The sequence below is a fragment of the Janibacter melonis genome (assembly GCF_020567375.1).
In the GTDB taxonomy this organism is placed as follows: domain Bacteria; phylum Actinomycetota; class Actinomycetes; order Actinomycetales; family Dermatophilaceae; genus Marihabitans; species Marihabitans melonis.
Window position 1 is genome coordinate 238,537 of sequence record NZ_JAJBZM010000002.1, and the last position, 25,714, is coordinate 264,250.

Below are 25,714 nucleotides of genomic sequence, written 5' to 3' on the forward strand. Positions count from 1 at the left end.
GGCGCACGGTGCGGTGCGGGGGACCCGATCGCGCCGGCCTCGTCCAGGGTCTGGCGGATCACCCCCCTTCGAAGGTCGTCGCGGCCCCCTCCGACCTGTAATCGTGGGGACCTCCCCAACCCCATGGAGGCATCTCATGGCCCGCATCTCCTTCCTCGCCGGTGTCGGCGTCGGATACGTCCTCGGTGCCCGCGCCGGGCGCCAGCGCTACGAGCAGATCAAGACCCAGGCCGGCCAGCTGTGGTCGAGCCCGAAGGTGCAGCGCACCGTCGACCAGGCCAAGGACACGGCGAAGACCCAGGCACCGGTCGTCGCCGACAAGGTGACCGGTGCGGCGAAGGACGCCGCCGGCACCGTCAAGGACAAGGCCGGCAGCGCTCACCTGCCCGGTCGCGGCGAGGACCTGCCCGACACGATCCACCGCGGCGACGACGGCGAGCTGCACGCCGACACGAGCGGCTTCGGCCCGGGCGGCGACAAGCTGCCGTGACCCCGGCCCACGGTCCTCTTGCGCGGTGACGCCCCGCAGGAGGACCGTGGGTGGGTGGCGCCCGAGCGCACGCCCGAGCTGACCGCGGCCCTGGATGCGGCCCGTCGTTGGCGTGCAGATCTCGCGACCCGGCCGATCCCGGCGACCCAGCCGGTCGGCGCGGGTCGCGCTCGTCTGCCCGAGTCCCTGCCCGAGCAGGGGATGCCCGCCGTCGACGTCGTCGAGGAGCTCGTCGACGTCGTCGAGCCGGGTCTGCTGACGATCGGCTCGCCCCGCTTCTTCGGGTGGGTCATGGGGGGCACCCTCCCCGCCGCGCTCGGGGCCGACTGGCTCGTCAGCGCGTGGGACCAGAACGCCGGCATGCGCGACGCGACCCCGGGCGTCGTCGCCGTCGAGGAGGTCGCGGGGCAGTGGCTCCTCGAGGCTCTCGACCTGCCGTCCTCGAGCGCCGTCGGCTTCGTCACCGGGTGCACGACGGCCAACCTCGCCGGGCTCACCGCCGCCCGGGACGCGCTGCTCGCCGCCCGGGGGTGGGACGTCGCGACGCAGGGCGTCCAGGGGGCACCTCGACTGCGAGTCCTCGTCGGTGCCGAGCGGCACGGGTCGGTCGACCTCGCCCTGCGCTACCTCGGGCTCGGGGCGCCGACCCCGGTCGCCGCCGACGCCCAGGGCCGGATGGACCCCGACGCCCTGCGCGCGGCACTCGGGCAGGACGACGCCCCGACGGTCGTCTGCGCCCAGGCCGGCAACATCCACTCCGGGGGCTTCGACCCCTTCGCCCCGATCTGCGCGGCGGCGCACGACGCCGGCGCCTGGGTGCACGTCGACGGCGCCTTCGGCCTGTGGGCCGCGGCCTCGCCCGCCCTGCGCCACCTCGTCGTCGGGCTGGCCGACGCCGACTCCTGGGCGACCGACGCCCACAAGACCCTGAGCACGCCCTACGACAGCGGCGTCGCCGTCGTCCGTGACGCGGGTGCCCTGCGCCGCGCCTTCGGCCACTCCGCCGACTACCTCCTGCACTCGCAGGAGCCCGACCCCCACGAGCTCGTCCCCGAGATGTCCCGCCGGGCCCGCGGCGTGCCCGTGTGGGCGGCCCTGCGCTCGCTCGGCAGGTCCGGTCTCGTCGACCTCGTCGACCGTCTCGTGCGCTCCGCCCGTGGCCTGGCGATGGGTCTGGCCGAGGTGCCGGGTCTCACCGTGCTCAACGACGTCGTCTACACCCAGGTCACCGTCGCGGCCGTCGACGACGAGACGACCCTGGCGGTCCTCGCCCGGCTGCACGAGGACGGGCTCGTCTACCCCAGCGCGAGCAGGTGGCACGACCGGGCGGTCATGCGCTTCTCGGTGAGCGGCTACACGACCGACGACGTCGCGGTCGCGCAGACCATCCGCACCGTGTGGGAGGCGGTCGAGGCGGTGACCGTCGGCGAGGGCTGACGACCGGCGACGCGAACTGACTCGGGGTCACGGGGCGCTCGGGTCGCCCCATCCCCACAGGCCCTCGAGGCTCACCCTCGCGGGCAGGTCGCGGAGCACCCCCGCGCCCGACCGGGCTGGCGGCGGGGGGAGGCCGAGGGCGCGGCTGCGGGTCTCGGTGACGACGAGCGCGTCGTCGTAGGCTGCCTCGCCGCGCGCGCACAGCGCGTGCACGTCGACGTCGAGCAGGACCGGGCGCGTCACCTGCACGTGCCAGGCCCGGCGCGCGGCTGTCGCCGCCGGCTCCGGGCCGATCACGACGCGGGGGTCCGAGACCGGCCACCCGGGGGTGGTGGTGCACTCGCCGGAGCGCAGGTGCACCCGGACGTCGGGCACGGCGAGCAGGTCGGCGCAGCAGGCGAGGACGGCGGCCGGGTCGCACCCGGTGTCGTCGAGCTCGACGCTCACGGCGGGGTGGGGCCACACGAGACCGGGGTGGCGCGCACCGGGCGCGGCGACCCGGGAGGCCACCCGCAGGGTCTCGACGGTCTTCGCGAGGTGGTCGGGGGCGCGGCCGCCGGCGTCAGGGCCGTCGTGCCAGGCGACGGCGCCGGGCACGTGCCGCAGGGCGGCGCCGGCGAGCCAGGCCCGGTGGCCCAGCTCCCAGTCCTCGCCGCCGTAGCCGACGAAGTCCTCGTCGAAGCCGCCGACCCGGGCGAAGAGCTCCGCGTCGCAGGCGAGGACCGCGGAGATGACGAGCCGGAAGCCGCCGGCATCCGCGCTCGCGAGGTCGTCGGTCTCGGCGTAGCCCCGGGCGAGCCACTGCGGGTCCGGCAGCGTCGTCACGTCGACCGGCTCGCCTGCCAGCCAGCGCACGACGTCCTCGGGGGCATGGCCGGAGAGCTCGGCGTGCCGGCGTCGCCCGACGGCGAGCACGCCGCGCTCGTCACCGGCCGCGACGACCGCGGCGAGCGCACCGAGGTAGCCCGGCGTCGGCAGGGTGTCGCCGTCGAGGAAGCACAGGACCGGGGCGTCGGTGTGCGCAGCGCCGAGGTTGCGCGCGGCGGCCGCGCGGAAGCCGGCGTCGGCCTGGCCCACGACGCGGACGGCGAAGGGGTGCTCGCCCACCGCCGGGGCGACCGGCGACCCGTCGTCGGCGACGACGACCTCGAAGCGGCCGGCGCAGTCCTGCTGGTCGAGGGCGGCGAGGAGCAGGTCGAGCCCGCGCTGGTCGTCGTAGTACGGGACGACGACCCCGATGTCGGGGGTCATCGTGCCCATCCGGCGAGCACGTCGGAGTAGGTCTGCGCGACCTCGGCGGTGCTCGGGCCGATCGGCACCGAGGGCTCGAGCCAGGTCGAGGTCGGGTCGGCGAGGGCCCGGGCGATCGCGGCGGGCAGGTCGTCGCGCTCGACGAGCGTCACCGAGCCGGGGCAGCGCCGGGCGAGCTCGACGACGTAGGGGTTCGTCGTCGCGAGCGGACGGCGACCGGCCGCGATCCAGGACCCGACCGAGCCGGAGGCGGAGACGTGCACCGGGGCGACGACGGGCACCGCGACCCGGCGGGCCTCCTCGTGCATCGCTGCGTCGGCGAGCCAGCCGGTGACGCGGGCGACGCGACCCTGGGCGCGCGCGGTGGCCACGACGGCGCCGACGAGGTCGTCATGACCGGGGGAGTGCGCGCCGAGCGCGGCGAAGCCGGTGCTCGGCGGCAGGCCCGCCATCGCGTCGAGGACGTCGAGATGCCCCTTGCCGGGGTAGAGGTAGCCGAGGACGGCGACCTCGCCGCTGCCGGGCGGCCGCGAGGGGCTGAGGTCCGGCGCGTCGAGCGGCAGCGGCACGACCTCGACCGGAGGCACCGGCCCGCCGTCGAGGCAGGCGAGGAGGAGCTCGCGCTCGTGCTCGGAGGCGACGACGACGCCGCGGGCAGCCGCGACCATCCGCCGGTACCCCGCCGCCCGGCGGGCGCGGCGCTCTGCCCCTTCGCCCTCCTGGGGCAGGTCGTGCAGGGTCAGGGAGACCGGGCAGCGCTGCGCCACCCGCTCGACCGCCGCCGCGGCGGCGTCGGGGCTCTCGCCCCAGAGGTGGTCGGTGACGTGGAGGTGCGCCAGGCGGGGGTGCAGACCGGGCGGCGAGCCGAGGTGCCGCCCGCGCACGACGGGGCTGCCCGTCAGGGGCGGCTGGGCGAGGAGGGTGAGCGCGTGCCGGACGACGCCGTGAGACCCCGGGCCGGGCACGAGGTGGACGACGCTCATGCCCCGCGCACGACGCGGTCCTCGGCGACGCCCAGGTAGACCTCGCGGTGCGCGGCCCGGGCGCTCTCGAGCTCCGCCGCGAGGACGCGGGCGTCGCCTCCCGGGGCCGGCTCGCCCTGCGCCCACCGGGCGTGGGCCTCGTGCACGGCGCGCTCGACGCTGGCGGTGAGGTCGTCGTGACGGTAGGTGAGGACGGGACGCTGCTGGGCGTAGAAGCCGAGGTCGGGCGCGAGCACCCGGGTGCCGAGGTCGTGGCACATCTCGAGCCAGCCCGAGTGGGTGCCGTCGGTGTAGGGCAGCACGGCGAGCGAGGTCTGGGCGAGGTCGCGCCACAGCTGGGCGTCGTCGAGCGGGGCGTGCACGCGCACGTCGGCACCGTCGGCGCGGGCCCGGGCGAGCCGCCGCAGCACCTCCGGGTCATGGCGCGGGTGGTCGGGTCGGGTGACGTCCTCGTGGAGGTGGACGCGCAGCTGCGCGTCGTCGAGGCCGGCGACGGCGTCGGCGCACGCGTCGAGGACCGGCAGGGCGGCGACGTTGGCGCGCAACGACTTCAGGTGCAGACCGACGACGAAGGGGGACCCGGTCCGGCGGGCCGGGAGCACCCCGGCGGGCACGAGCGGCGGGTGCGAGATGACCTGGGGCCGCCGGCCGAAGCGGCGCTCGACCTCGGCGGCCGCGCCCGGGGTGAGGGTCGTCAGGGCGTCGGCGGAGCCGACGAGCTCGCCGAGGACGCGCCCGTAGCGCTCGCCGGTGCCGTGCGGGTCGACGAGGTCGTGCACGGTGAGGACCAGCCGGATGTCATGGGCGCGCAGGCTCGCGACGAGGTGACGGACGTCGTCGACCCCGAGGTGCTCGAAGCCGAAGTGGACGTGCAGGACGTCGATCTCGTGCGCGTGGTCGGCGACCCAGCGCGGGGTGAGCGCCGGGTGGGGCCACCACTGACCGGCCGGGGCGCCGGGCACGGGCGGGTCCGCGGGGTGGAGGTGAGCGGGCTCGGCGCCGACGAGGGCGTCGACGTAGGCATGGCCCCGCGGCACGTGCCGCACGACCGGGCCGGTGGCGCGCAGCCGGTTGCTGCGCACCTCGCTCAGGACGATCTCGCTGATGACGTCGCCGCCTTCCGTGCGGGCGCCCCCGGGCGCCGGGTCGATGTGGGGCTGGTCCTAGGGTGAGTCGCGCCGACTCCGAGACGACAGGGGACCTGATCGTGGACCGACCGATGCTGCCCGAGAGCGTGCTCGAGCACGCGCCCGTGCACGTCCTCGACGTGGGGGCCAACCCCCTCGACGACGAGGTGCCGTACGTCGACCTGCTCGACGCGGGACTGGCGCGGGTCACCGGCTTCGAGCCGCTGCCCGAGGCCATGGAGCGGCTGCGCGGGCTGGCCGGTCCGCACGAGCGCTACCTGCCGCACGCCGTCGGCGACGGAGGTCGGCACGTGCTCCACGTGTGCGAGGAGCAGGGCTTCTCGAGCCTGCTGCGCCCCGACCCGATGCGGCTCGCGCACCTCGTCGACTTCGAGCGGCTGGGCCGCGTCGTCGACGAGGTCGAGATCGACACGGTGCGCCTCGACGACGTGCCCGACCTCGGGCCGGTCGACCTGCTCAAGGTCGACGTGCAGGGCAGCGAGCTCGCCGTGCTGCGCAGCGGCGAGCACGCCCTCGAGCGGGTCCTCGCGGTGCAGCTCGAGATGGGCTTCTGGCCGCTGTACGAGGGCCAGCCGACCGCCGGCGAGCTCGACGCCCAGCTGCGCTCGATGGGGCTGATGGCCCTGCAGGTCGTCCAGCACCGGACCTGGCCGCTCGCCCCGACCCAGTGGGCCGACCCGTGGGAGCACGACTCGCGCCAGATCGTCGAGTCCGACGTGCTGTACGTGCGAGACCCTGCCGGTCTGGCCGTGCGCGACCTCGCGGTGCTCGCGCTCGTCGCCGACATCGGCTACAGGCACCGGGGGCTGGCCCGGCGCTGCCTGCGTCTGCTCGACGAGTGCGGTCGTGGTGATCTCGAGGCGCAGTACGTCTCGCGGCTGGGTCGGCACTACGGCTGAGTCAGCGGCGACGGGTGTCGGCTGCGTAGGCGAGGGCGTTGAGGGCGGCCCACCCGAGGGTGACTGCGAGGACCTTCGTGCGGATCGACCCCTTCGTGCTCGCCCCGAGGACCAGGGCGTCGCCGACGTCGGAGGCCACCCGGCCGCCGACGGCCCACGGCAGGGCGGCGGGCGGGCCGGCGAGGGCGAGCGCGGCGATGGGGATGTCGCGGACGGCGAAGGTGCGGGCGAGCCGGTCGAGCGCGCGCTGGTTGCGCGGCTCGCGCAGGGCGCTCGCGAGGTGCGACGGCTTGGCCAGGCAGTACAGCCCGTAGCCGGCGCTCGCCGCCTGCATGGTCTTGGTCAGCTCGAAGCTCATCTGGCGACAGTAACCGCCGGACCAGCACCGACGGCCGGGGAGCGGGACCACCCCTTGGGGGGTACCGCGGGGGGTCTGAGCGGGGGCGTCAGGTGGGGGGCTCAGTTGACGAGCGGGACGAAGCGGTAGCGCCCGTGGGTCGTCACGAGCGGGTCGTCCTCGCCCCGGCGCTGCACGCGGAGCATCTCGCCGGCCACCGGCACGACCATGACGCCGTCCGGCGTCAGCTGCGCGAGCAGCTCCTCGGGCAGCCGCCCCGCCATCGCGGAGACGAGGACGCGGTCGAAGGGGGCGTCGCCTGGTGCTCCGAGGTGACGGGGGTCGGCCAGACGCACCCGGGCCTGCGGCAGGTCGGCGCGCTCGAGGGCGGCCCGGCCGAGCGCGAGCACCTCGGGCAGGCGCTCGACGCCGAGCACCCGGCCGTCGGGGCCGACGAGACGGGCGAGGATCGCCGTCGTCCAGCACGACCCCGCGCCGACGTCGAGGACGCGCTGGCCCGCACGGACGTCGAGAAGCACGAGCATGTCGCGCACGGTGCGCGGCTGAGAGCTCGTCTGCCCCGACCCGATGGCGAGCGGCGCGTCCACCGCGGCCCGGTCCCGCTCCGCCGGCCGCAGGTGAGCCGCCCGCGGGCTGGCCGCCATCGCCGCGTCGACCCGTCGGACGACCTCGTGCTCGCTCTCCTCGTCCACCCCACGAGGCTAGGCGGCGGTCCTAGGCTGGCGGGACGACGAAGGAGTGGGCGATGACGGCACATCTGCAGGCCCTGAGCATCGACGCAGCCGACCCCGAGCGGCTGGCCGCCTTCTGGGGCGCGGTCCTCGAGCGCGAGGTGCGCGGCGACCTGCTGCCCGCCGCCTGCCCGGGCGATCTCGCGATCCGCTTCCGGCGCAGCACCGAGCCCCGGCGCGGCCTCGACCGCACGCACCTCGACCTCACGAGCGACGTGCCCGGCGGGCAGGCCCATGTCGTCGAGCTCGCCCTGTCGCTCGGCGCGACCTATCTCGACGTCGGGCAGGGCGACGACGCGACGCACGTCGTGCTCGCCGACCCCGAAGGGGGAGAGCTGTGCGTCGTCGAGGAGGGCAACCGCTTCCTCGCCGGCACCGGCCGGGTGGGGGCGCTCTCCGGTGACGGTCGCCGGGTGACCGGGGTCTTCTGGAGTCAGGCGCTCGGCTGGCCCCTCGTGTGGGACGAGGACGACGAGACCGCCGTCCAGTCACCGCACGGCGGGCCGAAGATCACGTGGGGCGGGGCCCCGGTCGCCCCGAAGCACGGGCGCAACCGCCTGCGTCTCGACCTCGTCGCCGACGGCCCCCTCGAGGAGGAGGTCGAGCGGCTCGTGGGTCTCGGCGCCACCCGCGCAGGGGTCGCCGACGACCCCGAGGGGGTCGCCCTGACCGATCCCGACGACAACGAGCTGCAGCTGCTCCCGGGCCCGGGCTGACCCCTTCGCCGCTACCGTCGGCAGATGCCCAGCCCCGACGCAGGCCAGCCGATCCGTCTCGCGGTCCTCAACGACTTCGAGGTCGTCGCCCGCGGTGTGGCGGCGATGCTCGCCCCCTTCGCCGACCGCGTGCGTGTCGTCGAGGTCGACTGCGGGGTCCTCGTGTCGCAGCCGGTCGACGTCGCGTTGTACGACGCCTACGCGATCACCGGCTCGGGGCACCGCGACCTCGACCTCCTCGCCGCCGACGAGATGGTCGGGCACACCGTGATCTACACGTGGGAGGTCGGGCCCTGGGTCGACGCGGTCGCGCAGGACGCGCGCCTGTCGGGCGTCGTGCGCAAGTCCGCGTCGGCGCGCGAGCTCGTCGACGCGGTCGAGCGCGTCCAGGCCGGCGAGCGGGTCGTCCTCACCGCTGAGACCGAGCCCGTCGACGACCAGCCCCGCCCGGCCGAGTGGCCGGGACGCGCCGAGGGCCTCACCCCGCGCCAGTCGGAGGTCGTCGCGCTCATCACCGAGGGGCTGAGCAACCAGGAGATCGCCCGCGCCTGCTACCTCAGCATCAACTCGGTGAAGTCCTACATCCGCGCGGCCTACGCGACGATGGGGGTGACGTCGCGCAGCCAGGCCGTGCTCTGGGGCGTCGACCACGGCTTCCGCCGCGGCGGGCGGATGCGCGTGCTCGCCGACCGCGTGCCCCACGACGGGTCGTAAGGTCGGGGGGACGTCCCCGACCGAGCACGCAGGAGTCCTCATGGCCACCGTCCTCTTCGTCGTCACCGGCGCCCGCAGCTGGACCCTCGCCGACGGGTCGAGCGTGCCCACCGGCTACTGGGCCGAGGAGCTCGTCGCCCCCTTCGAGGTCCTCGCCGACGCCGGGCACACCGTCCGCTTCGCCACCCCGGGCGGGGTGCGACCGGTCGCCGACGAGCGCAGCCTCACCCCCGAGGCCACGGGCGGGCGCGACCTGCGCGAGGTCCTCGACGACCTCGAGGAGCTGAGCGCCCCCCTTCGCCTCGAGGACGTCGACCTCGCCGACTACGACGCGGTCTTCTACCCCGGCGGCCACGGCCCGATGGAGGACCTCGCCGTCGACGAGACCTCGGGCACCCTCATCACCGCGGCCGTCGAGCGCGACGTGCCGCTCGCCATCGTCTGCCACGGGCCGGCCGCGCTGCTCGCCAGCGACGTCACCGGGCGCACCGTCACCGGCTTCTCCAACGAGGAGGAGCGCGCCGGCGGCAAGGCCGACCAGGCGAGGTGGCTGCTCGAGGACCGGCTGCGCGAGGCCGGCTTCGAGGTCGAGACCGGGCCCGCCTTCGAGCCGAAGGTCGTCGTCGACGGCATGCTGCTCACCGGCCAGAACCCCGCCTCCTCACGCCCCCTCGCGCAGCGGCTGCTCGAGGTCCTGCCCTCGTGACCACCGCCCCGCCCACGGTCGAGGACGTCCGCGCGGCCGCCGCCCTCCTCGACGGCGTGGCCCACCGCACCCCCGTCCTGCGCTCGCACCGGCTCGACGCGCTCGCCGGGTGCGAGGTGCACCTGAAGTCCGAGCACCTCCAGCGCATCGGCGCCTTCAAGTTCCGGGGCGCGTACACCGCGCTCAGCGCCGTCGACCCCGACCGCCGCGCGGCCGGCGTCGTCGCCTACTCCTCGGGCAACCACGCCCAGGCCGTCGCCCTCGCCGGGCGCGAGCTCGGCATGCCGGTGACGATCGTCATGCCCCACGACGCCCCGCAGACGAAGGTCGAGGCGACGAAGGGGTACGGCGCCACCGTCGTCGGGTACGACCGCTACACCGAGGACCGCGAGGCCATCGGGGTAGCCATCGCCGAGCGCACCGGTGCCGCCGTCGTCCCGCCCTACGACCACCGGCACGTCATCGCCGGTCAGGGCACTGCCGTGCGCGAGCTGCTCGAGGAGGTGCCCGACCTCGACGTCGTCGTCACCCCGCTCGGCGGCGGCGGCATGCTCGCGGGCTCGATCCTCGCCGCCCAGGAGCTCGCGCCGACGGCGGCCGTCTGGGGCGTCGAGCCCGAGGCGGGCGACGACGGCCGGCGCTCGCTCGAGGCCGGCGAGGTCGTGCGCATCGAGCCTCCACGCACCATCGCCGACGGGGCGCAGACCGCCTACCTCGGGTCGCTGACCTTCCCGATCATCCGTGAGCACGTCGCCGGCATCGCGACCGTGAGCGACGCCGCGCTCGTCGACGCGATGCGGCACATGGCCGGGACGCTCAAGCAGGTCGTCGAGCCCACCGGTGTCCTCGGCCTGGCCGCGGTCCTCACCGGCGCCGTGCCGGTCTCGCCCGGGCAACGGGTCGGGGTGGTCCTCACCGGGGGCAACGTCGACCTCGCCCGGTACGCCGAGCTCCTCGCGACGGGGGTGTGATCGTGGCCCAGCGCACCGTCGGGGTCATCGGGGGCGGGATCGTCGGCCTGGCCGTCGCCCGCGAGCTGACCCGCCGCCGGCCCGACGACCGCGTCGTCGTGCTCGAGAAGGAGGAGCGGATCGCCGCTCACCAGACCGGGCACAACTCCGGGGTCGTCCACGCCGGTATCTACTATGCCCCCGGCTCGCTCAAGGCCCGCCTGTGCACGCGCGGTCGTCAGCTGCTCAAGGACTACTGCGCCGAGCACGGCATCGCCTACGACGAGTGCGGCAAGCTCGTCGTCGCCGTCGAGCCCGACGAGGTCGCGCGTCTCGACGCGCTCGAGCGCACGGCGAGCGCCAACGCCGTCCCGGGTCTGCGCCGGGTCGACGCCGCCGGCATCCGCGACGTCGAGCCGCACGCCCAGGGCCTGGCGGCCCTGCACTCGCCGGCCACCGCGATCACCGACTACGTCGGCATGGCCGAGGCGATGGCCGCCGAGGTCCGTGCGGCCGGCGGCGAGGTGCGCCTGGGTGCCGAGGTGTCTGACATCCGCCGCGAGCGGGGCCGCGTGCGTCTCGTCCTCGGGTCCGCTCAGGGCGCCGACGAGGTCGTCGTCGACGAGCTCGTCGTCTGCGCAGGGCTGCACGGCGACCGGCTCGCGCAGCGGGTCGACGGGCAGCGCGAGCTGCGGATCATCCCCTTCCGCGGCGAGTACATGGAGGTCACGCCCGCGAAGGCCGATCTCGTGCGCGGCATGGTCTACCCGGTGCCCGACCCCCGCTACCCCTTCCTCGGCGTGCACTTCACCCGCCGGGTCGGCGGCGGTCTCGAGGTCGGCCCCAACGCCGTCCTCGCGCTGCGGCGCGAGGGCTACGGGTGGCGGCAGGTCTCCCTTCGCGATCTCGCCGAGACGGCCACCTGGCCGGGCTTCTGGCAGCTGGCGCGGGCCAACTGGCGCACGGGGATCCAGGAGGTCCGCGGGTCCCTGTCGACGAGGGCCTACATGGCCGGGGCTCAGCGCTACGTGCCCGAGATCGGCGTCGACGACGTCGAGCGCGGGGGTGCGGGGGTGCGGGCGCAGGCGATCGAGCGCGACGGCTCGCTCGTCGACGACTTCCGGATCACGACGGTCGGCGAGGTGACGTGCGTGCTCAACGCGCCCTCGCCCGCGGCGACGTCGAGCCTGGCGATCGCCGAGCACGTCGTCGACGCGATGGCCGAGGCCTGACGCCCCACGAGATCCACGAAGGGGGCGCGGTTAGGCTGGCCTAACACCGTCACCGAGGAGCGCTCGTGCTCACCCATCTCACCGTCACCCGCACCGAGGACCTCACCGCGCACCTGCGCCGCGTGCACTTCCGCAGCGACGACCTGTCCGCCTTCGAGGGCAGCGTCCACACGGACCGCTACGTCAAGCTGATCTTCCCGAGGCCGGGCACGACCCTGCCGGCCGACTTCGACATGCGGTCAGCCCGCGCGAGCACGGACCCGCAGGACATGCCGGTCGTGCGCACGTACACGGCGCTGGAGCCCGACGTCGCCGCCGGCACGCTCGCCATCGACTTCGTCGTCCACGGCGACGAGGGCGTCGCCGGCCCGTGGGCCACCCGGGCCGAGCCCGGCGACACCCTGCTCGCCAACGGGCCCGGCGGGGCCTACGCACCCGACCCCGACGCCGACTGGCACCTGCTCGCCGGCGACGAGTCCGCCGTCCCGGCGATCTCCGCGGCGCTCGCGGCCCTGCCCGACGACGCGACGGGCGAGTGCGTCGTCGTCGTCGAGGGGCCCGACGCCCCGCCGCACCTCGAGGCGCCCGAGCACGTCCGGGTCACCGTCGTGCACCGGCAGGGGCCGGGCGAGCCCTTCGCCGAGGCGGTGCGCGCGCTGCCCTGGCGCGGGGGGCGCGTCCAGGTCTTCGTCCACGGCGAGGCGCACGAGGTCATGCACGGCATCCGGCCCTACCTCGTGCGCGAGCGCGAGGTGCCCCGCGCCGACCTGTCGATCTCCGGGTACTGGCGCCGGGGGCGCACCGAGGAGGGCTTCCGCGAGTGGAAGTCCGAGCTCGCGGCCACGGAGGGCTGACCCCCCCTTCGCCCGGAACATCCGGGGGCCGGGCCGGGTTGACCCCGGCATGGCCCTGCACATCGACATCTGGTCCGACATCGCCTGCCCGTGGTGCTACATCGGCAAGCGCCGCTTCGAGAGCGCGCTCGCCGGCTTCGCCCACAAGGACGACGTCACCGTCACCTGGCACAGCTACCAGCTCGACCCGAGCCTGCCGCGGCACTACGACGGCACCGAGGTCGACTACCTCGTGCAGCGCAAGGGCATGGCGGCCGAGCAGGTGCGCCAGATGACCGCGCACGTCGCCGAGCAGGCGGCCGGCGAGGGCCTGACCTACGACTTCGACTCCCTCGTCGTGGCCAACAGCCTGCGTGCCCACCACCTGCTGCACGTCGCCGCCCGCGCCGGTGTGCAGGACGAGGTCAAGGAGGCGCTGCTCGACGCCCACTTCGTGCGCGGTCTCGACATCGGTGACGACGACGTGCTCGTCGCGATCGGCGGCGCCGCGGGCGTCGACGAGGCGACCGTGCGGGCCGGTCTCGACGACCCCGAGGTCGGTCGCGAGGTGCAGGGCGACTTCGACACGGCGCGCTCGCTGGGCATCCAGGGCGTGCCCTTCTTCGTGCTCGACATGAAGTACGCGGTGTCCGGAGCCCAGCCCGCCGAGGTCTTCACCCAGGCCCTCGAGCAGGCCTGGCGCGAGAGCAACCCGCTGCAGCCGATCGGCGGCGACGCCGCCGCCTGCGGCCCCGACGGCTGCGCGATCTGACCCCTTCGCGCCCCCGTCGTCAGGCCGCGGCCGCCGAGGGGGGTGCCCCCCCCGACTTCGCAGATCGAGCCGGTGGTGGCATCGTGGAGAGAGTGCCAAGTCAGCAAGCAACCGTGACGGACCACCCCCGGGACACCCGCTTCTTCGGTCAGCCGGGAGTGCTGGCCAACCTCTTCGGGGTCGAGCTGTGGGAGCGCTTCAGCTTCTACGGCATGCAGGGCATCCTGCTCATCTACCTGTACTACTCGGCCGCCCAGGGCGGGCTCGGGATCGACGAGGGCACCGCGACGCAGATCGTCGGCGCCTACGGCGGTGCGGTCTACCTCTCGACCGTCCTCGCCGCGTGGCTCGCCGACCGCGTCCTCGGGCCGGAGCGCACGCTCTTCTACTCGGCCGTCGTCGTCATGCTCGGCCACATCGCGCTGTCGCTGCTGCCCGGTCTGCTCGGCGTCGGGGTGGGCCTCGTGCTCATCGCCATCGGCTCGGGCGGGGTCAAGGCCAACGCGAGCTCGCTCGTCGGGACCCTCTACGACGAGGGCGACACGCGCCGTGACGCCGGCTTCTCGCTCTTCTACATGGGCATCAACATCGGTGCGCTCATCGGGCCGCTGCTCACCGGCGTGCTGCAGAAGGAGTGGGGCTTCCACGCCGGCTTCCTCGCGGCCGCGGTCGGCATGGCGCTCGGTCTCGTGCAGTACACGATCGGCCGCCGCGGGCTGCCCGAGCACTCGCACCACGTCGCCAACCCCCTGCCCGCCGCCAAGCGGCGCGGCTACGTCGTCGGGGGCGTCGTCGCGCTCGTCGTCGTCGCCGCGCTCGTCGCGACCGGCGTCATCTCGGCGGAGCGCCTGGCCAACATCGTCATCGGCGCCGTCGTCGTCGCGACGGTCGCGTACTTCGCGATCATCCTGCGCGACAAGGACGTCACCGGGGTCGCGCGCACCCGCGTGCTCGCCTTCATCCCGCTCTTCGTGTGCAACGCGGTCTTCTGGTCGCTCTACCAGCAGCAGTTCACCGTCGTGACGATCTACTCGGACAAGCGGCTCGACCGCGACCTCTTCGGGTGGGAGATGCCGGTGTCGTGGGTCCAGTCGATCAACCCGGTCTTCATCATCGCGCTCGCGGGTGTCTTCGCCGCGCTGTGGACCCGGCTCGGCCGGCGCCAGCCGTCGACGCCGCTGAAGTTCGGCGTCGCCACGGTCGTCATGGGTCTGGCCTTCTTCCTCTTCCTGCTCATGCCCGCGGGTGCCGGCTCGGCCCCGCTGCTCGGCCTCGTCGGGATCCTGCTCGTCTTCACCATCGCCGAGCTGCTCATCTCGCCGGTGGGCCTGTCGATGACGACGAAGCTCGCGCCGCCGAAGTACACGACGCAGATGATGGCGCTCTTCTTCCTCTCGATCTCGCTGGGCACCGCGATGGCGGGCACGCTCGCCGGGTACTACGACGAGAGCTCGGAGGGACCCTTCTTCTTCTGGGTCGGGCTCGTCGCGGTCATCACCGGGCTCGTCGTCGTCGCGATCAGCAAGCCGATCAAGCGGCTCATGGCCGGGGTCGACTGACCCCGTCGTCCCTCGTCCACGCGCAGCGGCGCCGTCCGGGTCATCTGGGCGGCGCCGCTCGTGCGTGCGTGGGCGGGGTCAATCCCCAACCGGGTCGGCTCGTGACGGTCCTCGCGGCGGAGCTGTCGGGTCAGTCCTCGCGGCGGAGCCGTTCGTGCTGGTCGGAGCGGCGGAGCCGCTCGGTGACGAGGGGGACGAGGTCGGCGATGGAGTCGGCGACGCGGGTGGGGCGGTAGGGGAAGGTCTCGACCTGGTCGCGGCTCGTGGACCCGGTGAGGACGAGCACCGTGCGCATCCCGGCCTCCTGGCCGCCGATGACGTCGGTGTCCATGCGGTCGCCGACCATGACGGTGTGCTCGGAGTGCGCCTCGATCCGGTTGAGCGCGGTGCGCATCATCAGCGGGTTGGGCTTGCCGACGTAGTACGGCTGGCGGCCGGTGGCGGCGGTGATGAGCGCGGCGACGGAGCCGGTCGCGGGGAGGGTGCCCTGCGGCGAGGGCCCGGAGACGTCGGGGTTGGTCGCGATGAAACGGGCGCCCCGCTCGACGAGCCGGATCGCCGCCGTGATCGCCTCGAAGGAGTACGTGCGGGTCTCGCCGAGGACGACGTAGTCCGGGTCGCGCGGCGTCATCGTGTAGCCCGCCTCGTGCAGGGCCGTCGTCAGCCCCGCCTCGCCGACGACGAAGGCGGACCCGTGCGGGCGCTGCTCGGCGAGGAAGGTGGCCGTCGCGAGCGCCGAGGTCCAGATCGCCTCCTCGGGCACGTCGATGCCGCTGTGCAGCAGCCGCGCCCGCAGGTCGCGCGGGGTGTAGATCGAGTTGTTCGTCAGGACCTGGTAGCGCACGCCGCTGTCGCGCAGCGCGGCGATGAAGTCGGCCGCGCCGGGGATCGCCTGCTCCTCGTGGACGAGCACGCCGTCCATGTCGGTCAGCCAGGCGTCGACGAAGGGGGCATCGGCCGGGGGCTCGGAGATCGCCATGGGCCCAGTGTGCCCACCCCTGCTGCCCATCGCCGAGAGGCTGGCACGCGCGGGGGTTGTACCTGGGGCTGGTACCAGCTCCTCGGGAGATGGACGGGCATACGCTGGCGGCATGCCCGACCTGCGCAGCCTGCCCACCGCTCCTCTGCTCGCCGCCGGCCTCGCCGGGGGCTTCACGCTCGCCCAGCGCACCGGCGTGCGCCCGCTCGGCGGAGCCGTCATGGCGGCCGCGAACGTGCTCTCGGTGCCCGCCTGGCGGGCTGCCGGCGGCACCCCGCTCGCCGCCGGTCTCACCGCGGGCTACTGGGCCTCGATGGGCGTCTCGCACCCGCTCGCGAAGAAGATCGGCACCTGGCCCTCCGTCGCCGCCGTCTCCCTCGGCGCTGCCGCCACCGCCTACCTCCTCGCCGACCGGCGCTGAGGACCGTGGTGGTCGAGGTGCGAAGGCCCACTGGGCCTGACCCTCGACACCACCGCACCTACCCCCGCGCCCCGCTACTCCAGCACCTCGGTCGTCAGCACCCCGGAGGACGAGGTCGTGGCGCTGCCGCCGCGGCCGGGGTCGCTCCCGCCTCCCGCGCCCTGCCCGCCGACGCCGTGACCCGGCTCGGGGATGCCCAGGGTGACGTCGCCGACCGCGACCCAGTCACCGACCATCTCGCAGTCCACGACGTCGACGCCGTCGGCGTCCTGCGCCGCGTAGACCTGTCGCGAGCCCTCGACCGAGATCGGCTCGGGGCAGGGTCTGGAGCTGCCGCAGGCCGTGAGGAGCGGCAGCGTGAGGGCGCCCACGAGGACCACCCGCGTCCACGTCATGCCATCACCCCGCCCTCGACGACCCGGTGGGGAGACGCTAACGGGTGGGGCGGCCCGCCGGGGGTCCTTCGTCGCAGAGGACGAGACCGAGGGGCCCACACCCTGGACAGACCACCCGGCGCTCTTAGCGCTGTCGGATCCGCGGAGTAGCGTTCAAGAAGTGACGGACCCGCTCGAGATCGCGACGCCCCACCCCTTCGAGTCCGCCGGCACGACCCGGCCGGCACCCACGACCCTTGGCGAGCTGCGCCGCAGCGGCCATACGCTGCGCCCCCTTCGCCAGGAGATGCGGGACAACCTGCTCTCCGCGCTGCGCGAGGGGCGTGACCCCTGGCCCGGCATGCACGGCCTGCAGGACACGGTCATCCCCCAGCTCGAGCGCGCGGTTCTCGCCGGCCACGACGTCGTCCTCCTCGGCGAGCGCGGCCAGGGCAAGACCCGGCTGCTGCGCAGTGTCGTCGGGCTGCTCGACGAGTGGAGCCCCGTCGTCGAGGGCTCCGAGATCGGCGAGCACCCGTATCAGCCGATCGCCGTCGAGACCCAGCGCCGAGCCGCCGAGCTCGGCGACGACCTGCCCGTCGTGTGGCGCCACCGTGACGAGCGGTACGCGGAGAAGCTCGCGACGCCCGACACCTCCGTCGGCGACCTCATCGGTGACGTCGACCCGATGCGGGTGGCCGAGGGGCGCCGGCTCGGCGACCCCGAGACCATCCACTTCGGGCTCATCCCGCGCAGCCACCGCGGCATCGTCGCGATCAACGAGCTGCCCGACCTCGCCGAGCGCATCCAGGTCGCGATGCTCAACGTCATGGAGGAGCGCGACATCCAGATCCGCGGCTACCTCCTGCGGCTGCCGCTCGACGTCCTCGTCGTCGCCTCGGCCAACCCCGAGGACTACACGAACCGTGGGCGCATCATCACCCCGCTCAAGGACCGCTTCGGCGCCGAGATCCGCACGCACTACCCCGTCGAGCTCGAGGACGAGATGGCGGTCGTGCGCCAGGAGGCCGACCTCGTCGCGAGCGTCCCCGACGTCCTCGTCGAGATCCTCGCCCGCTTCACCCGCGCGCTGCGCGAGTCCTCCTCGGTCGACCAGCGCTCCGGCGTCTCGGCCCGCTTCTCCATCGCCGGCGCCGAGACCGTCGCGGCTGCGGCGCTGCACCGGGCGAGCGTGCGCGGCGAAGGGGAGCCGGTCGCCCGTCTCGTCGACATCGAGACCGCCGTCGACGTCCTCGGCGGCAAGATCGAGTTCGAGGCCGGTGAGGAGGGCCGCGAGGACGCGATCCTCACCCACCTGCTGCGCAGCGCGACCGTCGACGCCGTGCGCGAGCGGCTGCGCGGGGTCGACCTCGCCGCCCTCGTCGAGGCCATCGCCGATGGCGCGTCCGTGACCACGGGCGACCGGGTGACCGCGGACGAGCTGCTCTCCTCGCTGCCCGACCTCGACGACGACGACGCGCTCTACGACGAGATCGCCGACCGCTTCGCCGCCACCGACGCTGGGGAGCGCGCCGGTGCCGTCGAGCTCGCCCTCGAAGGGCTCTACCTCGCGCGCAAGGTCGACAAGGACAGCGACGGCTCGAGCGTCGTCTACGGGGCCTGACCGTGGCACGCCGGCACCGCTCTCGTTACGGCCGCTACACCGGCGGCCCGGACCCGCTCGCGCCACCGGTCGACCTCGGCGACGCGCTGCAGGCCATCGGCGAGGACGTCATGGCCGGCTCCTCGCCCGAGCGGGCGATGCGCGAGTACCTGCGTCGCGGCAGCGTCGACCAGCGAGGTCTCGACGACCTCGCCCGTCGGGTCGCCGAGCGCCGCCGCGAGCTGCTCGAGGAGACCGATCTCGGCGGCACCCTCGCCGAGATCTCCGAGCTGCTCGAGTCCGCGGTGCTCGCCGAGCGCGGGCAGCTCGCCCGTGACGTCGACATGGACGACACGGACCGGGCCTTCGCGCAGATGCGCCTCGACGGCCTGCCCGACTCGCCGGCCGCGGCCGTCAGCGAGCTCTCCGACTACGAGTGGCGCTCGCCGCAGGCGCGCGCCGACTTCGAGCGGATCAAGGACCTCCTCGGCCGCGAGATGCTCGACCAGCGCTTCGCCGGGATGAAGCAGGCGCTCGAGGGGGCGACCGAGCAGGACCGCCAGCAGGTCCAGGAGATGCTCGACGACCTCGGCGAGCTGCTCGACAAGCACGCGCAGGGTGCGGACACCGAGCAGGACTTCGCCGACTTCATGGCCAAGCACGGCGACTTCTTCCCCGAGGACCCGCAGGACGTCGACGAGCTGATCGACGCCCTCGCGGCGCGCTCTGCGGCGGCCGCCCGGATGATGGCGTCGATGACGCAGGAGCAGCGTGACGAGCTCATGCAGCTCTCCGCCCAGGCCTTCGGGTCGCCGCAGCTCGCGGAGAGCCTGCAGCGCATCGACGGGGCCCTGCAGTCGCTGCGACCGGGCGAGGACTGGTCGGGCTCGGAGCGCTTCAGCGGTGACCAGGGCGTCGGGCTCGGCGACGGCACCGGGGTGCTGCAGGACCTCGCCGACCTCGACGCCCTCGCCGACCAGCTGGCCCAGGCCCACGAGGGCGCCCGCCTCGACGACGTCGACCTCGACGCCCTCCAGCGCCAGCTCGGCGACGACTCCGTCGTCGACGCCCGGACCCTCGCCGAGCTCGAGCGCGCGTTGCGCGACAGCGGCTACCTGCGGCGTGGCGCCGACGGCGAGCTGCGCCTGTCGCCGACCGCGATGCGCCGGCTCGGGCAGAGCCTGCTCAAGGACGCGACCGAGCGGCTCTCGCGCCGCACCGGCCAGCACGACAACCGCACGTCCGGCGCGGCCGGCGAGCGCACCGGCGGCACCCGCGAGTGGCAGTTCGGCGACACCGAGCCGTGGGACGTCACCGCGACGGTGGGCAACGCCGTGCGCCGCACCGCGGGCGAAGGGGGTGACCTCACCTCCCTTCGCATCGACATCCGTGACGTCGAGGTCACCGAGACCGAGGCGCGGACCCGCTCGGCCGTGGCCCTGCTCGTCGACACGTCCTTCTCGATGGCGATGGACGGGCGCTGGGTGCCGATGAAGCGGACCGCGCTCGCGCTGCACCAGCTCGTGAGCACGCGCTTCCGCGGCGACGACCTGCAGCTCATCGGCTTCGGGCGGTACGCGCGCTCGATGGAGATCGAGGAGCTCACCGGGCTCGACGCGATGTACGACAAGGGCACGAACCTCCACCACGGGCTGCTCCTGGCCAACCGCTTCTTCCGCAAGCACCCGGCGAGCCAGCCGGTGCTGCTGGTCGTGACCGACGGCGAGCCCACCGCGCACCTCATGCCCCAGGGCGAGCCGTTCTTCGACTACCCGCCGCACCCGCTGACCCTCTCGCTGACGGTGACCGAGCTCGAGACGTCGCGCCGCCTCGGTGCGCAGACGACCTTCTTCCGCCTCGGCGAGGACCCGGGCCTGGCCCGCTTCGTCGACTCCATGGCCCGGCGGGTCGACGGCTCGGTCGTCGCCCCCGAGCTCGACGACCTCGGCGCGGCCGTCGTCGGGTCCTACCTGCGCTCGCGGACCGGCTTCTCGAACCTCGGCCCGGAGGACGACGGGTACGGCAGGTTCGGCGGCGGACGCTTCGGTGGCTGGTACGGCGACCGCGGCTCCTGGGCCACGGGGGAGTGAGCGCCGACCTCCTGTGGCTCGTCCTGGCCGGCGTCGGTGCCGGTCTCGTCGGGTCCATGACCGGGCTGGCCTCGCTCATCAGCTATCCCGCCCTGCTCGCCGCCGGGCTGCCGCCGCTCGTCGCCAACGTGACGAACACGGTCTCGCTCTTCGGCATCACCGTCGGGTCGGTCGCCGGGTCGCAGCGCGAGCTCGCCGGGCAGGGCGCCCGGCTCGTCCGGCTCATCCCGGTGACGGCGGTCGGTGGGGCGATCGGGGCGGCGCTGCTGCTCTCGGCGCCGGCCGGGGTCTTCGAGCTCGTCGTGCCGTGGATGGTGCTCCTCGGCGCGGTGCTGCTGCTTCTTCGAGACCGGATCCGGGTGTGGTCGGCCCGACACTCCGACCCGCACTCGCTGCAGCCCGACCCGCACGCGCGGCGTCGGCGCGGCGCGTGGTTCGTCGCCCTGCTCGCGATGGGGATCTACGGGGGGTACTTCGGGGCGGGTGCCGGGGTCATCGCGCTCGCGCTGCTCTCGCTCGAGCGGGTCGAGCCGCTCGCGGTGACCAACGCGGTGAAGAACGTCGCGACCGGTGCCGCCAACGCCGCCGGGTCCATCGGCTACGTCTTGCTCGCCCCCGTCGACTACCGCGCGGCCGTCGCCGTCATGGTCGGCTCGGTCATCGGCGCCTTCGTCGGGCCGGCGGTCGTGCGGGTCGTGCCGGAGACCCCGATGCGGTGGGCCGTCGGCGTGTGCGGCATGGGCCTCGCGCTCTACCTGGCCGCCGGCGCGCTGGGCTGAGGCGGACCCTGGCGGGGACGAAGCCCCCTCGGCAGACTGGTCCCGTGGCCTACGACGAGGTGCTCGCGCGACGGATCAGACAGCTGCTCGCGGACCAGCCCGGCACGACCGAGCGGGCGATGTTCGGGGGTCTCGGCTTCATGGTCGACGGGCACCTGGCGGTCGCCGCCGGCAGCCGCGGGGCGCTCATGGTGCGGGCCGACGCGACCGACGGCGCCCACCCGCTGCTCGCCCCGATGCAGATGCGCGGGCGCACGACGAGCGGCTGGTACGAGACCGCCCCCGATGCCGAGCTCACCGACGAGGACCTCGCCGAGCTCGTCGAGATGGGCCTGCGTCGGGTGGCCACCCTCCCGCCGAAGGGGTGGCGGGCTCCCCCTTCGCCTCCTCAGCAAGAGTTACCCCGGCTTCGCACCAGTACCGGACTCATGCGAAGCCGGGGTTTATCGGGTGACCCGAGAAACTTGGGACCGGTGGGGTGAGACGGCGGGGCGAAGGATCTGGACTCGATGGGAGGGGTGCCCGCGCTCCCGGCGAAGGGGTGACGAGCTCCCCCTTCGCCTGCTCAGCAAGAGTTACCCCGGCTTCGCACGAGTACCTGACTCATGCGAAGCCGGGGTTTATCGGGTGACCCGAGAAACTTGGGGCGGGTGGGGCGAGTAGGGCGGGTGGGGCGAGACGGCGGGTGAGGCGAGACGGCGGGGCGGGGGCGAAGGGGGTCAGGCCTCGGGGGGTGGGGGCGTGGTGAGCTTGGCCATCCGGGCGGACAGGGCGTCGCGGCGGTGGGCGTTGCCGGGCAGGTCGAGGTAGAGCCGGCCGAAGTGGTGGAGGAGGTCGTCGTCGAGACGGCGCACGGCGCCCGGCGGGTAGCGGTAGCCCATCTGCGCGGTGACGTCGTCGCTGTCGATGCCCTGGAGCAGCTCGCTCAGCTCGTCGAGCGAGGTGATGCCGAGCTCGAGGAGCAGCCCGCCGATCCACGCGTAGCGGTCGGTGCGCGACCAGCCGGCGGTCGAGTACCGGCCGGCGAGGAAGGCGGTGAGCTCGCTGGCGCCGATGCGCGGGTCATCGGTGACGGCCTCGGCCGGCTGCGAGCCGAGCTGGAGCTGGAGGCGGTCGCGGATCGCCGAGAACTCCTTGTCGGCGAGCTCGATGAGCCCGGCGGCGAGGGTGAAGCGGCGGTCGAGGTCGGCGACGAGCTGCTCGGGGACGCTGCCCTTGTAGCGGATGTCGTGCTCGAACTCGGCCCACGCGTGCTGCAGGACGGTGCGCAGCTGCACCGAGGCGCAGCGGGTCCGGTCGTAGCTCACGCCCTCGCCGGTGTCACGGGTGACGAGGACGTGCCGGCTCGCGTAGCCGAAGCGGCCCTCGCCGGCCGTCTCCAGACCGAGGTCGCGGTCGTCGAGGACGGTCAGCTGGTCGGCGAGCAGCTCGGCCACGGCGACGACGTCGCTCGCGACGTAGGTGATGACCCGCACCCCGACCTGGTCGGTGATGTCGACGAGCGGGTCGTCGTAGACGAGCTCGCCGTCCAGACGCCGGGCCGCCTTCGCCGAGAAGGACGCCACGGCCTTCGCCCGGCCGCTCACCGTGAGGTAGTTGATCCCGGCCTCGTCGAGCATCGCCGTCACGCGCGCGACCCACTCACCGGTGAGCACCTCGAGCTCGGGGTAGGTCTCGGCGTATCGGGTCACTGCTCGGCGGACGCTGTCGCTCATGCCCGAACCCTCCCACGCACGACCGTCAGCCTGCCTGCTTCTCGGCGGCGTCCACCGCCGCCTCGGCGTCGACGAGCCCCCGACCGAAGTAGCCGTTGAGGTCACGGTCGCCGACGCACGGACCGGCCGCGCTCGGGGTCGCCGGGCAGCGCTGCGAGCGGGCGGTCTCGCCGAGCACCTCGGCCACCTCGTCGGGGGTGAGGTCGGGGTCGGCGCTGATGACGAGGGCCGCGGCGCCCGCGACGTGCGGGCTCGCCATCGAGGTGCCGACGAGGCCCTGGTAGTAGCCGCACCGGGCGGAGGGGTCGGCGTCGTCGGCGCCGGTGCCGCGCGGGCAGGAGCGCTCGACGCCCATCTGGGCCCCGGCGTCGGTCACCCGGCCCTCGCCGTCGACGAGACCGCCGTCGCGCAGCGCGGCAGCCGGGTAGGTCGACAGCACCGCGTCCGGCCCGCCCGTCGCGGGACCGCCCGGGGCGGCGAGGTCGAGCGTGCCGCTGCTCGGGTCGCTCGTGATGTCGGAGTACTCGGCGAGCTCGCGGTCGGGGCCGACGGAGCTCACGGCGATGACCTGCTCGCCCTCCGTGGGCAGGCTGAGGCAGTCGTCCGCGTCGATGGTGCGCTCACGTGCCTCGCCGCCGTAGTTCGGGCTCGTCGTGTCCGTACCCGGGTCGCCGTGGTCGCCGCGCCCGTTGCCGGCCGCCGCGACGAGGGTGACGCCCCGGTCGTGGGCGTCGGCGAGGGCACGCCCGACGAGCTCGATCGTCAGGTCCTGCATCGCGGCCTGCGCGGGGGTGTCGCCCGGGGCACCACCGGCGCACGCGTAGCGCCATGGGTCGACGTAGAAGCTCATGTTCGCCACGTCGACGTCGAGGTCGGCCGCGGCCGTGATCGCGTTGACCGTGGGCGCGAGGTAGAACATGCCGGTGTCGGACCCGGCGCGCAGGTTGACCAGCCGCACACCGGGCGCGACACCCGTGACGCCGAGCCCGTTGCGCGCGGCCGCGATGGTGCCGGCGACGTGGGTGCCGTGACCGCTCGGGTCCTCCTCGACGGGGTCGACGCACGAGTCCTGCTCGCAGTCGCCGTCGATCTCCGGTCGGTCGACGACGAAGTTGCGGGACCGATCGACGTCGACGACGCCGGACAGGTCGGGGTGGGTGACGTCGACGCCCGAGTCGATGACGGCGACCGTCACGCCCTCGTCGCCGTCACCCGCGGCGGCCTGGGCCTGCGGCGCCCCGATGAGGCTCATGCCCCACAACCGGTCGTCGAGGGGGTCGGCCTTCGGCGCGGCCGACGCAGCCGACGGCCGGGCCGGGGCGGGGGTCGCGCGCCGGACGGCGGGCACGGAGGTGGCGGCCGGGAGCGACATCGCGCCCGAGCCGTCCTCCTCGGGTCCCTGCCACGCCGGGTCGCGGTCGGTCGCGACCGCGCTCACGCCGTCGACCTGCGCGGCCCGCTCCTCGAAGCCCTCGTCGCTCGTGCGCACCGCGACCATGCCGACAGCGGTGTTGACCGAGATGACCGGCTCGCCGGCGCCGAGCAGGCGGTCGGCGACCGCACGGGTCTGGGCGGGGTCGTCGACGAGCACCACCCACTCGAGCCCCTCGGGCTCGGTCACCGGGTAGGTCGTCACCGACGACGTGCTCTGGGTGCCCTGCGGCAGGGCCGCGGAGCTCGTCGGGCTCGACGAGCCGCTCGAGCTCGCCGATTCGCCCGAGGCCTCGGTCTCCTCACGTCCGATCGAGACCATCGAGCACGCCGACAGGCTCACCCCGACGACCACCCCGAGCGCCCCTGCCCGGCGCAGCGCGCCCCCCGCACCTGCACGTCTCGTCGACCGTCCCACGGTGACACCCCTTCGCTCGCTGACGGGACCACGATGCCTCACCGGGGCCCCGACGACGAAGGGGGACCCGCGGCGCTCGCCACGGGTCCCCCTTCGTCGGTGGGTCGGCTCAGAAGCGGCCGTAGCTCACCTGGTTGGTCCAGATGGCGCGCTTGCTCACGCTCGTGCCGCTGCGGCCCGAGTCGATGATCTTGCCGGCGCCGGCGTAGATGCCGACGTGGTAGGCGGGGGCGCCGAAGAAGACGAGGTCGCCGGGCTGGGGGTTGCTCGTCTTCCACGCGGCGCGGCGCTGGGCCTCGGCGGTGCGCGGCAGCGACTTGCCGTGCTGCTTGAGGACATAGCCGGTGAAGCCGGAGCAGTCGAAGCCGGTCGACGGCGAGGTGCCGCCGTAGCGGTAGGGGGTGCCGTAGTAGCGCGCGGCGGTCGCGACGATGCTCGAGGTGCGGGTGCTCGTGCGCGACGCGGTCTTCTTCTTCGCGGTCGTGGCGCGCAGACCCATCTTGGCGGCGGTGCGCGGGCCGACGACGCCGTCGGCGGTGAGGCCGTGACGCTTCTGCCAGCTCTTGACGGCGGTCTTCGTGCGGGGGCCGAAGACGCCGTCGGCGCTCACGCCGACCTTGCGCTGGACCTGCTTGACGAGACCGCCGCGGTGGCCCTGCCACAGCGTGCGGATGGTGGCGGTGCTCGTGCTCGACGCGGCGATGGCGGCCGGGGTGGCGACGCTCGCAGGGGCGGCGGACGCGGCGCCCGCGGCGGGCACCGCGACGGCGACGGCGGCCAGGGAGGTGGCGGCGGTGGCGCCCGCACGGGCGATGGACGGGGTGCTCTTGGGCGCGCGGTGGCGGCCGGCATATGTGTTCATGTGTCTCCAGCGCCTTCGAGGTGAGCTGTCGGATTAGGGTGGAGATGCACCCCGCCGGTCGTCACGGTGGACGACCCGGCTTCACCCCGAGACCGGCTGACCGGTCGGTAGAAGTTGGGTCCCCCGCTCCCGCCATGTCGCAAATCAGGGGGACCTCCGAGCTGGCGGGACTCGGCGTGCCTGGAGGCCTTCCTCCCGTCGTCAGGAGGTGCCTGAAGAGTAGGCCAGAGACGCCGCCTTTACCAGCCCGTGACCTTCTTTTC

Annotated in this window: 26 protein-coding genes and 1 riboswitch; of the genes, 16 read left to right on the forward strand and 10 right to left on the reverse strand. The window is 74.3% G+C overall.

The annotated features are described in order from the left end of the window. The first annotated feature begins 136 nt into the window (after positions 1-136). Both LIV55_RS07235 and LIV55_RS07240 read left to right on the forward strand, forming a co-directional pair. The gene (locus tag LIV55_RS07235; RefSeq protein ID WP_123093450.1) at positions 137-490 is read left to right on the forward strand and encodes a hypothetical protein; all 354 of its coding nucleotides are present in this window, start codon (positions 137-139) and stop codon (positions 488-490) included. A gap of 54 nt (positions 491-544) precedes the next feature. Continuing rightward, positions 545-1,927, forward strand: coding sequence for a pyridoxal phosphate-dependent decarboxylase family protein (locus LIV55_RS07240; protein WP_229299766.1), 1,383 nt, complete (start codon positions 545-547; stop codon positions 1,925-1,927). Positions 1,928-1,954: 27 nt separating this feature from the next. Here LIV55_RS07240 and LIV55_RS07245 read toward each other — a convergent pair whose 3' ends face one another. Genes LIV55_RS07245 through LIV55_RS07255 form a run of 3 tightly spaced genes read right to left on the reverse strand, consistent with a single transcriptional unit; the run spans position 1,955 to position 5,243 of the window. Further along, positions 1,955-3,178: a glycosyltransferase family 2 protein gene (locus LIV55_RS07245; RefSeq protein ID WP_229299767.1), complete on the reverse strand. Its 1,224-nt coding sequence runs from the start codon at positions 3,176-3,178 to the stop codon at positions 1,955-1,957. After that, the gene (locus LIV55_RS07250; protein ID WP_123093447.1) at positions 3,175-4,161 is read right to left on the reverse strand and encodes a glycosyltransferase; all 987 of its coding nucleotides are present in this window, start codon (positions 4,159-4,161) and stop codon (positions 3,175-3,177) included. Before LIV55_RS07250 ends, LIV55_RS07245 begins: the two co-directional genes overlap by 4 nt. Continuing rightward, positions 4,158-5,243: a glycosyltransferase family protein gene (locus tag LIV55_RS07255; protein ID WP_123093446.1), complete on the reverse strand. Its 1,086-nt coding sequence runs from the start codon at positions 5,241-5,243 to the stop codon at positions 4,158-4,160. The genes LIV55_RS07250 and LIV55_RS07255 overlap by 4 nt, the downstream gene beginning before the upstream one ends. Positions 5,244-5,368: 125 nt before the next feature. Between LIV55_RS07255 and LIV55_RS07260 the strand changes: the two genes are divergently transcribed. After that, a complete protein-coding gene (locus tag LIV55_RS07260; protein ID WP_229299768.1) occupies positions 5,369-6,208 on the forward strand; it encodes an FkbM family methyltransferase in 840 nt (279 codons plus the stop codon). 1 nt (position 6,209) lies between these two features. Here the strand turns inward: LIV55_RS07260 and LIV55_RS07265 are convergent, their stop codons facing one another. After that, a complete protein-coding gene (locus LIV55_RS07265) occupies positions 6,210-6,566 on the reverse strand; it encodes a hypothetical protein (protein ID WP_123093444.1) in 357 nt (118 codons plus the stop codon). A 101-nt stretch (positions 6,567-6,667) separates the two neighbouring features. After that, complete coding sequence (locus tag LIV55_RS07270; RefSeq protein ID WP_229299769.1) at positions 6,668-7,258, reverse strand: protein-L-isoaspartate O-methyltransferase family protein; 591 nt, start codon at positions 7,256-7,258, stop codon at positions 6,668-6,670. Between the two features lie 53 nt (positions 7,259-7,311). On the opposite strand from LIV55_RS07270, the gene LIV55_RS07275 reads away from it, so the two are divergent. From LIV55_RS07275 to LIV55_RS07310, 8 genes are all read left to right on the forward strand, one after another. Then, the gene (locus LIV55_RS07275) at positions 7,312-8,013 is read left to right on the forward strand and encodes a VOC family protein (RefSeq protein WP_229299770.1); all 702 of its coding nucleotides are present in this window, start codon (positions 7,312-7,314) and stop codon (positions 8,011-8,013) included. Positions 8,014-8,037: 24 nt separating this feature from the next. Next, on the forward strand, positions 8,038-8,727 hold the full coding sequence (locus LIV55_RS07280) for a response regulator transcription factor (RefSeq protein WP_229299771.1): 690 nt from the start codon (positions 8,038-8,040) through the stop codon (positions 8,725-8,727). Between the two features lie 40 nt (positions 8,728-8,767). Continuing rightward, positions 8,768-9,433 (forward strand): type 1 glutamine amidotransferase domain-containing protein, encoded by a 666-nt coding sequence (locus tag LIV55_RS07285; RefSeq protein ID WP_191564826.1) that lies wholly within the window; start codon positions 8,768-8,770, stop codon positions 9,431-9,433. Continuing rightward, complete coding sequence (locus LIV55_RS07290) at positions 9,430-10,404, forward strand: threo-3-hydroxy-L-aspartate ammonia-lyase (RefSeq protein ID WP_229299772.1); 975 nt, start codon at positions 9,430-9,432, stop codon at positions 10,402-10,404. The genes LIV55_RS07285 and LIV55_RS07290 overlap by 4 nt, the downstream gene beginning before the upstream one ends. Positions 10,405-10,406: 2 nt before the next feature. Continuing rightward, positions 10,407-11,615, forward strand: a complete 1,209-nt coding sequence (gene lhgD, locus LIV55_RS07295) for an L-2-hydroxyglutarate dehydrogenase (protein WP_308012881.1) — start codon at positions 10,407-10,409, stop codon at positions 11,613-11,615. Between the two features lie 65 nt (positions 11,616-11,680). After that, the gene (locus tag LIV55_RS17135) at positions 11,681-12,469 is read left to right on the forward strand and encodes a siderophore-interacting protein (protein WP_229299773.1); all 789 of its coding nucleotides are present in this window, start codon (positions 11,681-11,683) and stop codon (positions 12,467-12,469) included. Between the two features lie 55 nt (positions 12,470-12,524). After that, positions 12,525-13,220 carry a DsbA family oxidoreductase gene (locus tag LIV55_RS07305; RefSeq protein WP_425551766.1) on the forward strand — a complete coding sequence of 232 codons (696 nt, stop codon included), beginning with the start codon at positions 12,525-12,527 and terminating at the stop codon, positions 13,218-13,220. Between the two features lie 113 nt (positions 13,221-13,333). After that, a complete protein-coding gene (locus tag LIV55_RS07310; RefSeq protein ID WP_123093437.1) occupies positions 13,334-14,779 on the forward strand; it encodes a peptide MFS transporter in 1,446 nt (481 codons plus the stop codon). 130 nt (positions 14,780-14,909) lie between these two features. Here LIV55_RS07310 and LIV55_RS07315 read toward each other — a convergent pair whose 3' ends face one another. After that, the gene (locus LIV55_RS07315) at positions 14,910-15,758 is read right to left on the reverse strand and encodes an HAD-IIA family hydrolase (RefSeq protein ID WP_229299775.1); all 849 of its coding nucleotides are present in this window, start codon (positions 15,756-15,758) and stop codon (positions 14,910-14,912) included. A gap of 112 nt (positions 15,759-15,870) precedes the next feature. On the opposite strand from LIV55_RS07315, the gene LIV55_RS07320 reads away from it, so the two are divergent. Next, positions 15,871-16,179 carry a hypothetical protein gene (locus LIV55_RS07320; RefSeq protein ID WP_229299776.1) on the forward strand — a complete coding sequence of 103 codons (309 nt, stop codon included), beginning with the start codon at positions 15,871-15,873 and terminating at the stop codon, positions 16,177-16,179. Between the two features lie 74 nt (positions 16,180-16,253). Here the strand turns inward: LIV55_RS07320 and LIV55_RS07325 are convergent, their stop codons facing one another. Continuing rightward, complete coding sequence (locus LIV55_RS07325) at positions 16,254-16,574, reverse strand: hypothetical protein (RefSeq protein ID WP_229299777.1); 321 nt, start codon at positions 16,572-16,574, stop codon at positions 16,254-16,256. A 160-nt stretch (positions 16,575-16,734) separates the two neighbouring features. Between LIV55_RS07325 and LIV55_RS07330 the strand changes: the two genes are divergently transcribed. From LIV55_RS07330 to LIV55_RS07345, 4 genes are read left to right on the forward strand one after another with little or no spacing between them, the layout of a single operon-like run. Next, positions 16,735-18,177 (forward strand): magnesium chelatase ATPase subunit I, encoded by a 1,443-nt coding sequence (locus LIV55_RS07330; RefSeq protein WP_372456512.1) that lies wholly within the window; start codon positions 16,735-16,737, stop codon positions 18,175-18,177. A gap of 2 nt (positions 18,178-18,179) precedes the next feature. After that, the gene (locus tag LIV55_RS07335) at positions 18,180-20,246 is read left to right on the forward strand and encodes a vWA domain-containing protein (RefSeq protein WP_068270561.1); all 2,067 of its coding nucleotides are present in this window, start codon (positions 18,180-18,182) and stop codon (positions 20,244-20,246) included. Then, positions 20,243-21,025, forward strand: coding sequence for a sulfite exporter TauE/SafE family protein (locus LIV55_RS07340; protein WP_229299778.1), 783 nt, complete (start codon positions 20,243-20,245; stop codon positions 21,023-21,025). The genes LIV55_RS07335 and LIV55_RS07340 overlap by 4 nt, the downstream gene beginning before the upstream one ends. 44 nt (positions 21,026-21,069) lie before the next feature. Then, the gene (locus tag LIV55_RS07345) at positions 21,070-21,507 is read left to right on the forward strand and encodes a TfoX/Sxy family protein (RefSeq protein ID WP_229299779.1); all 438 of its coding nucleotides are present in this window, start codon (positions 21,070-21,072) and stop codon (positions 21,505-21,507) included. 237 nt (positions 21,508-21,744) lie between these two features. On the opposite strand, the gene LIV55_RS07350 is transcribed toward LIV55_RS07345, so the two are convergent. From LIV55_RS07350 to LIV55_RS17145, 3 genes are all read right to left on the reverse strand, one after another. Then, positions 21,745-22,740, reverse strand: a complete 996-nt coding sequence (locus LIV55_RS07350; RefSeq protein WP_123093431.1) for a GTP pyrophosphokinase — start codon at positions 22,738-22,740, stop codon at positions 21,745-21,747. A gap of 25 nt (positions 22,741-22,765) precedes the next feature. Next, complete coding sequence (locus tag LIV55_RS17140) at positions 22,766-24,589, reverse strand: S8 family serine peptidase (RefSeq protein ID WP_308012882.1); 1,824 nt, start codon at positions 24,587-24,589, stop codon at positions 22,766-22,768. Positions 24,590-24,698: 109 nt separating this feature from the next. Then, positions 24,699-25,451 carry a C40 family peptidase gene (locus LIV55_RS17145; RefSeq protein WP_308012883.1) on the reverse strand — a complete coding sequence of 251 codons (753 nt, stop codon included), beginning with the start codon at positions 25,449-25,451 and terminating at the stop codon, positions 24,699-24,701. Then, a riboswitch (cyclic di-AMP (ydaO/yuaA leader) is annotated at positions 25,447-25,612 on the reverse strand. Its footprint overlaps the gene before it by 5 nt. Between the last annotated feature and the right edge of the window lie 102 nt (positions 25,613-25,714).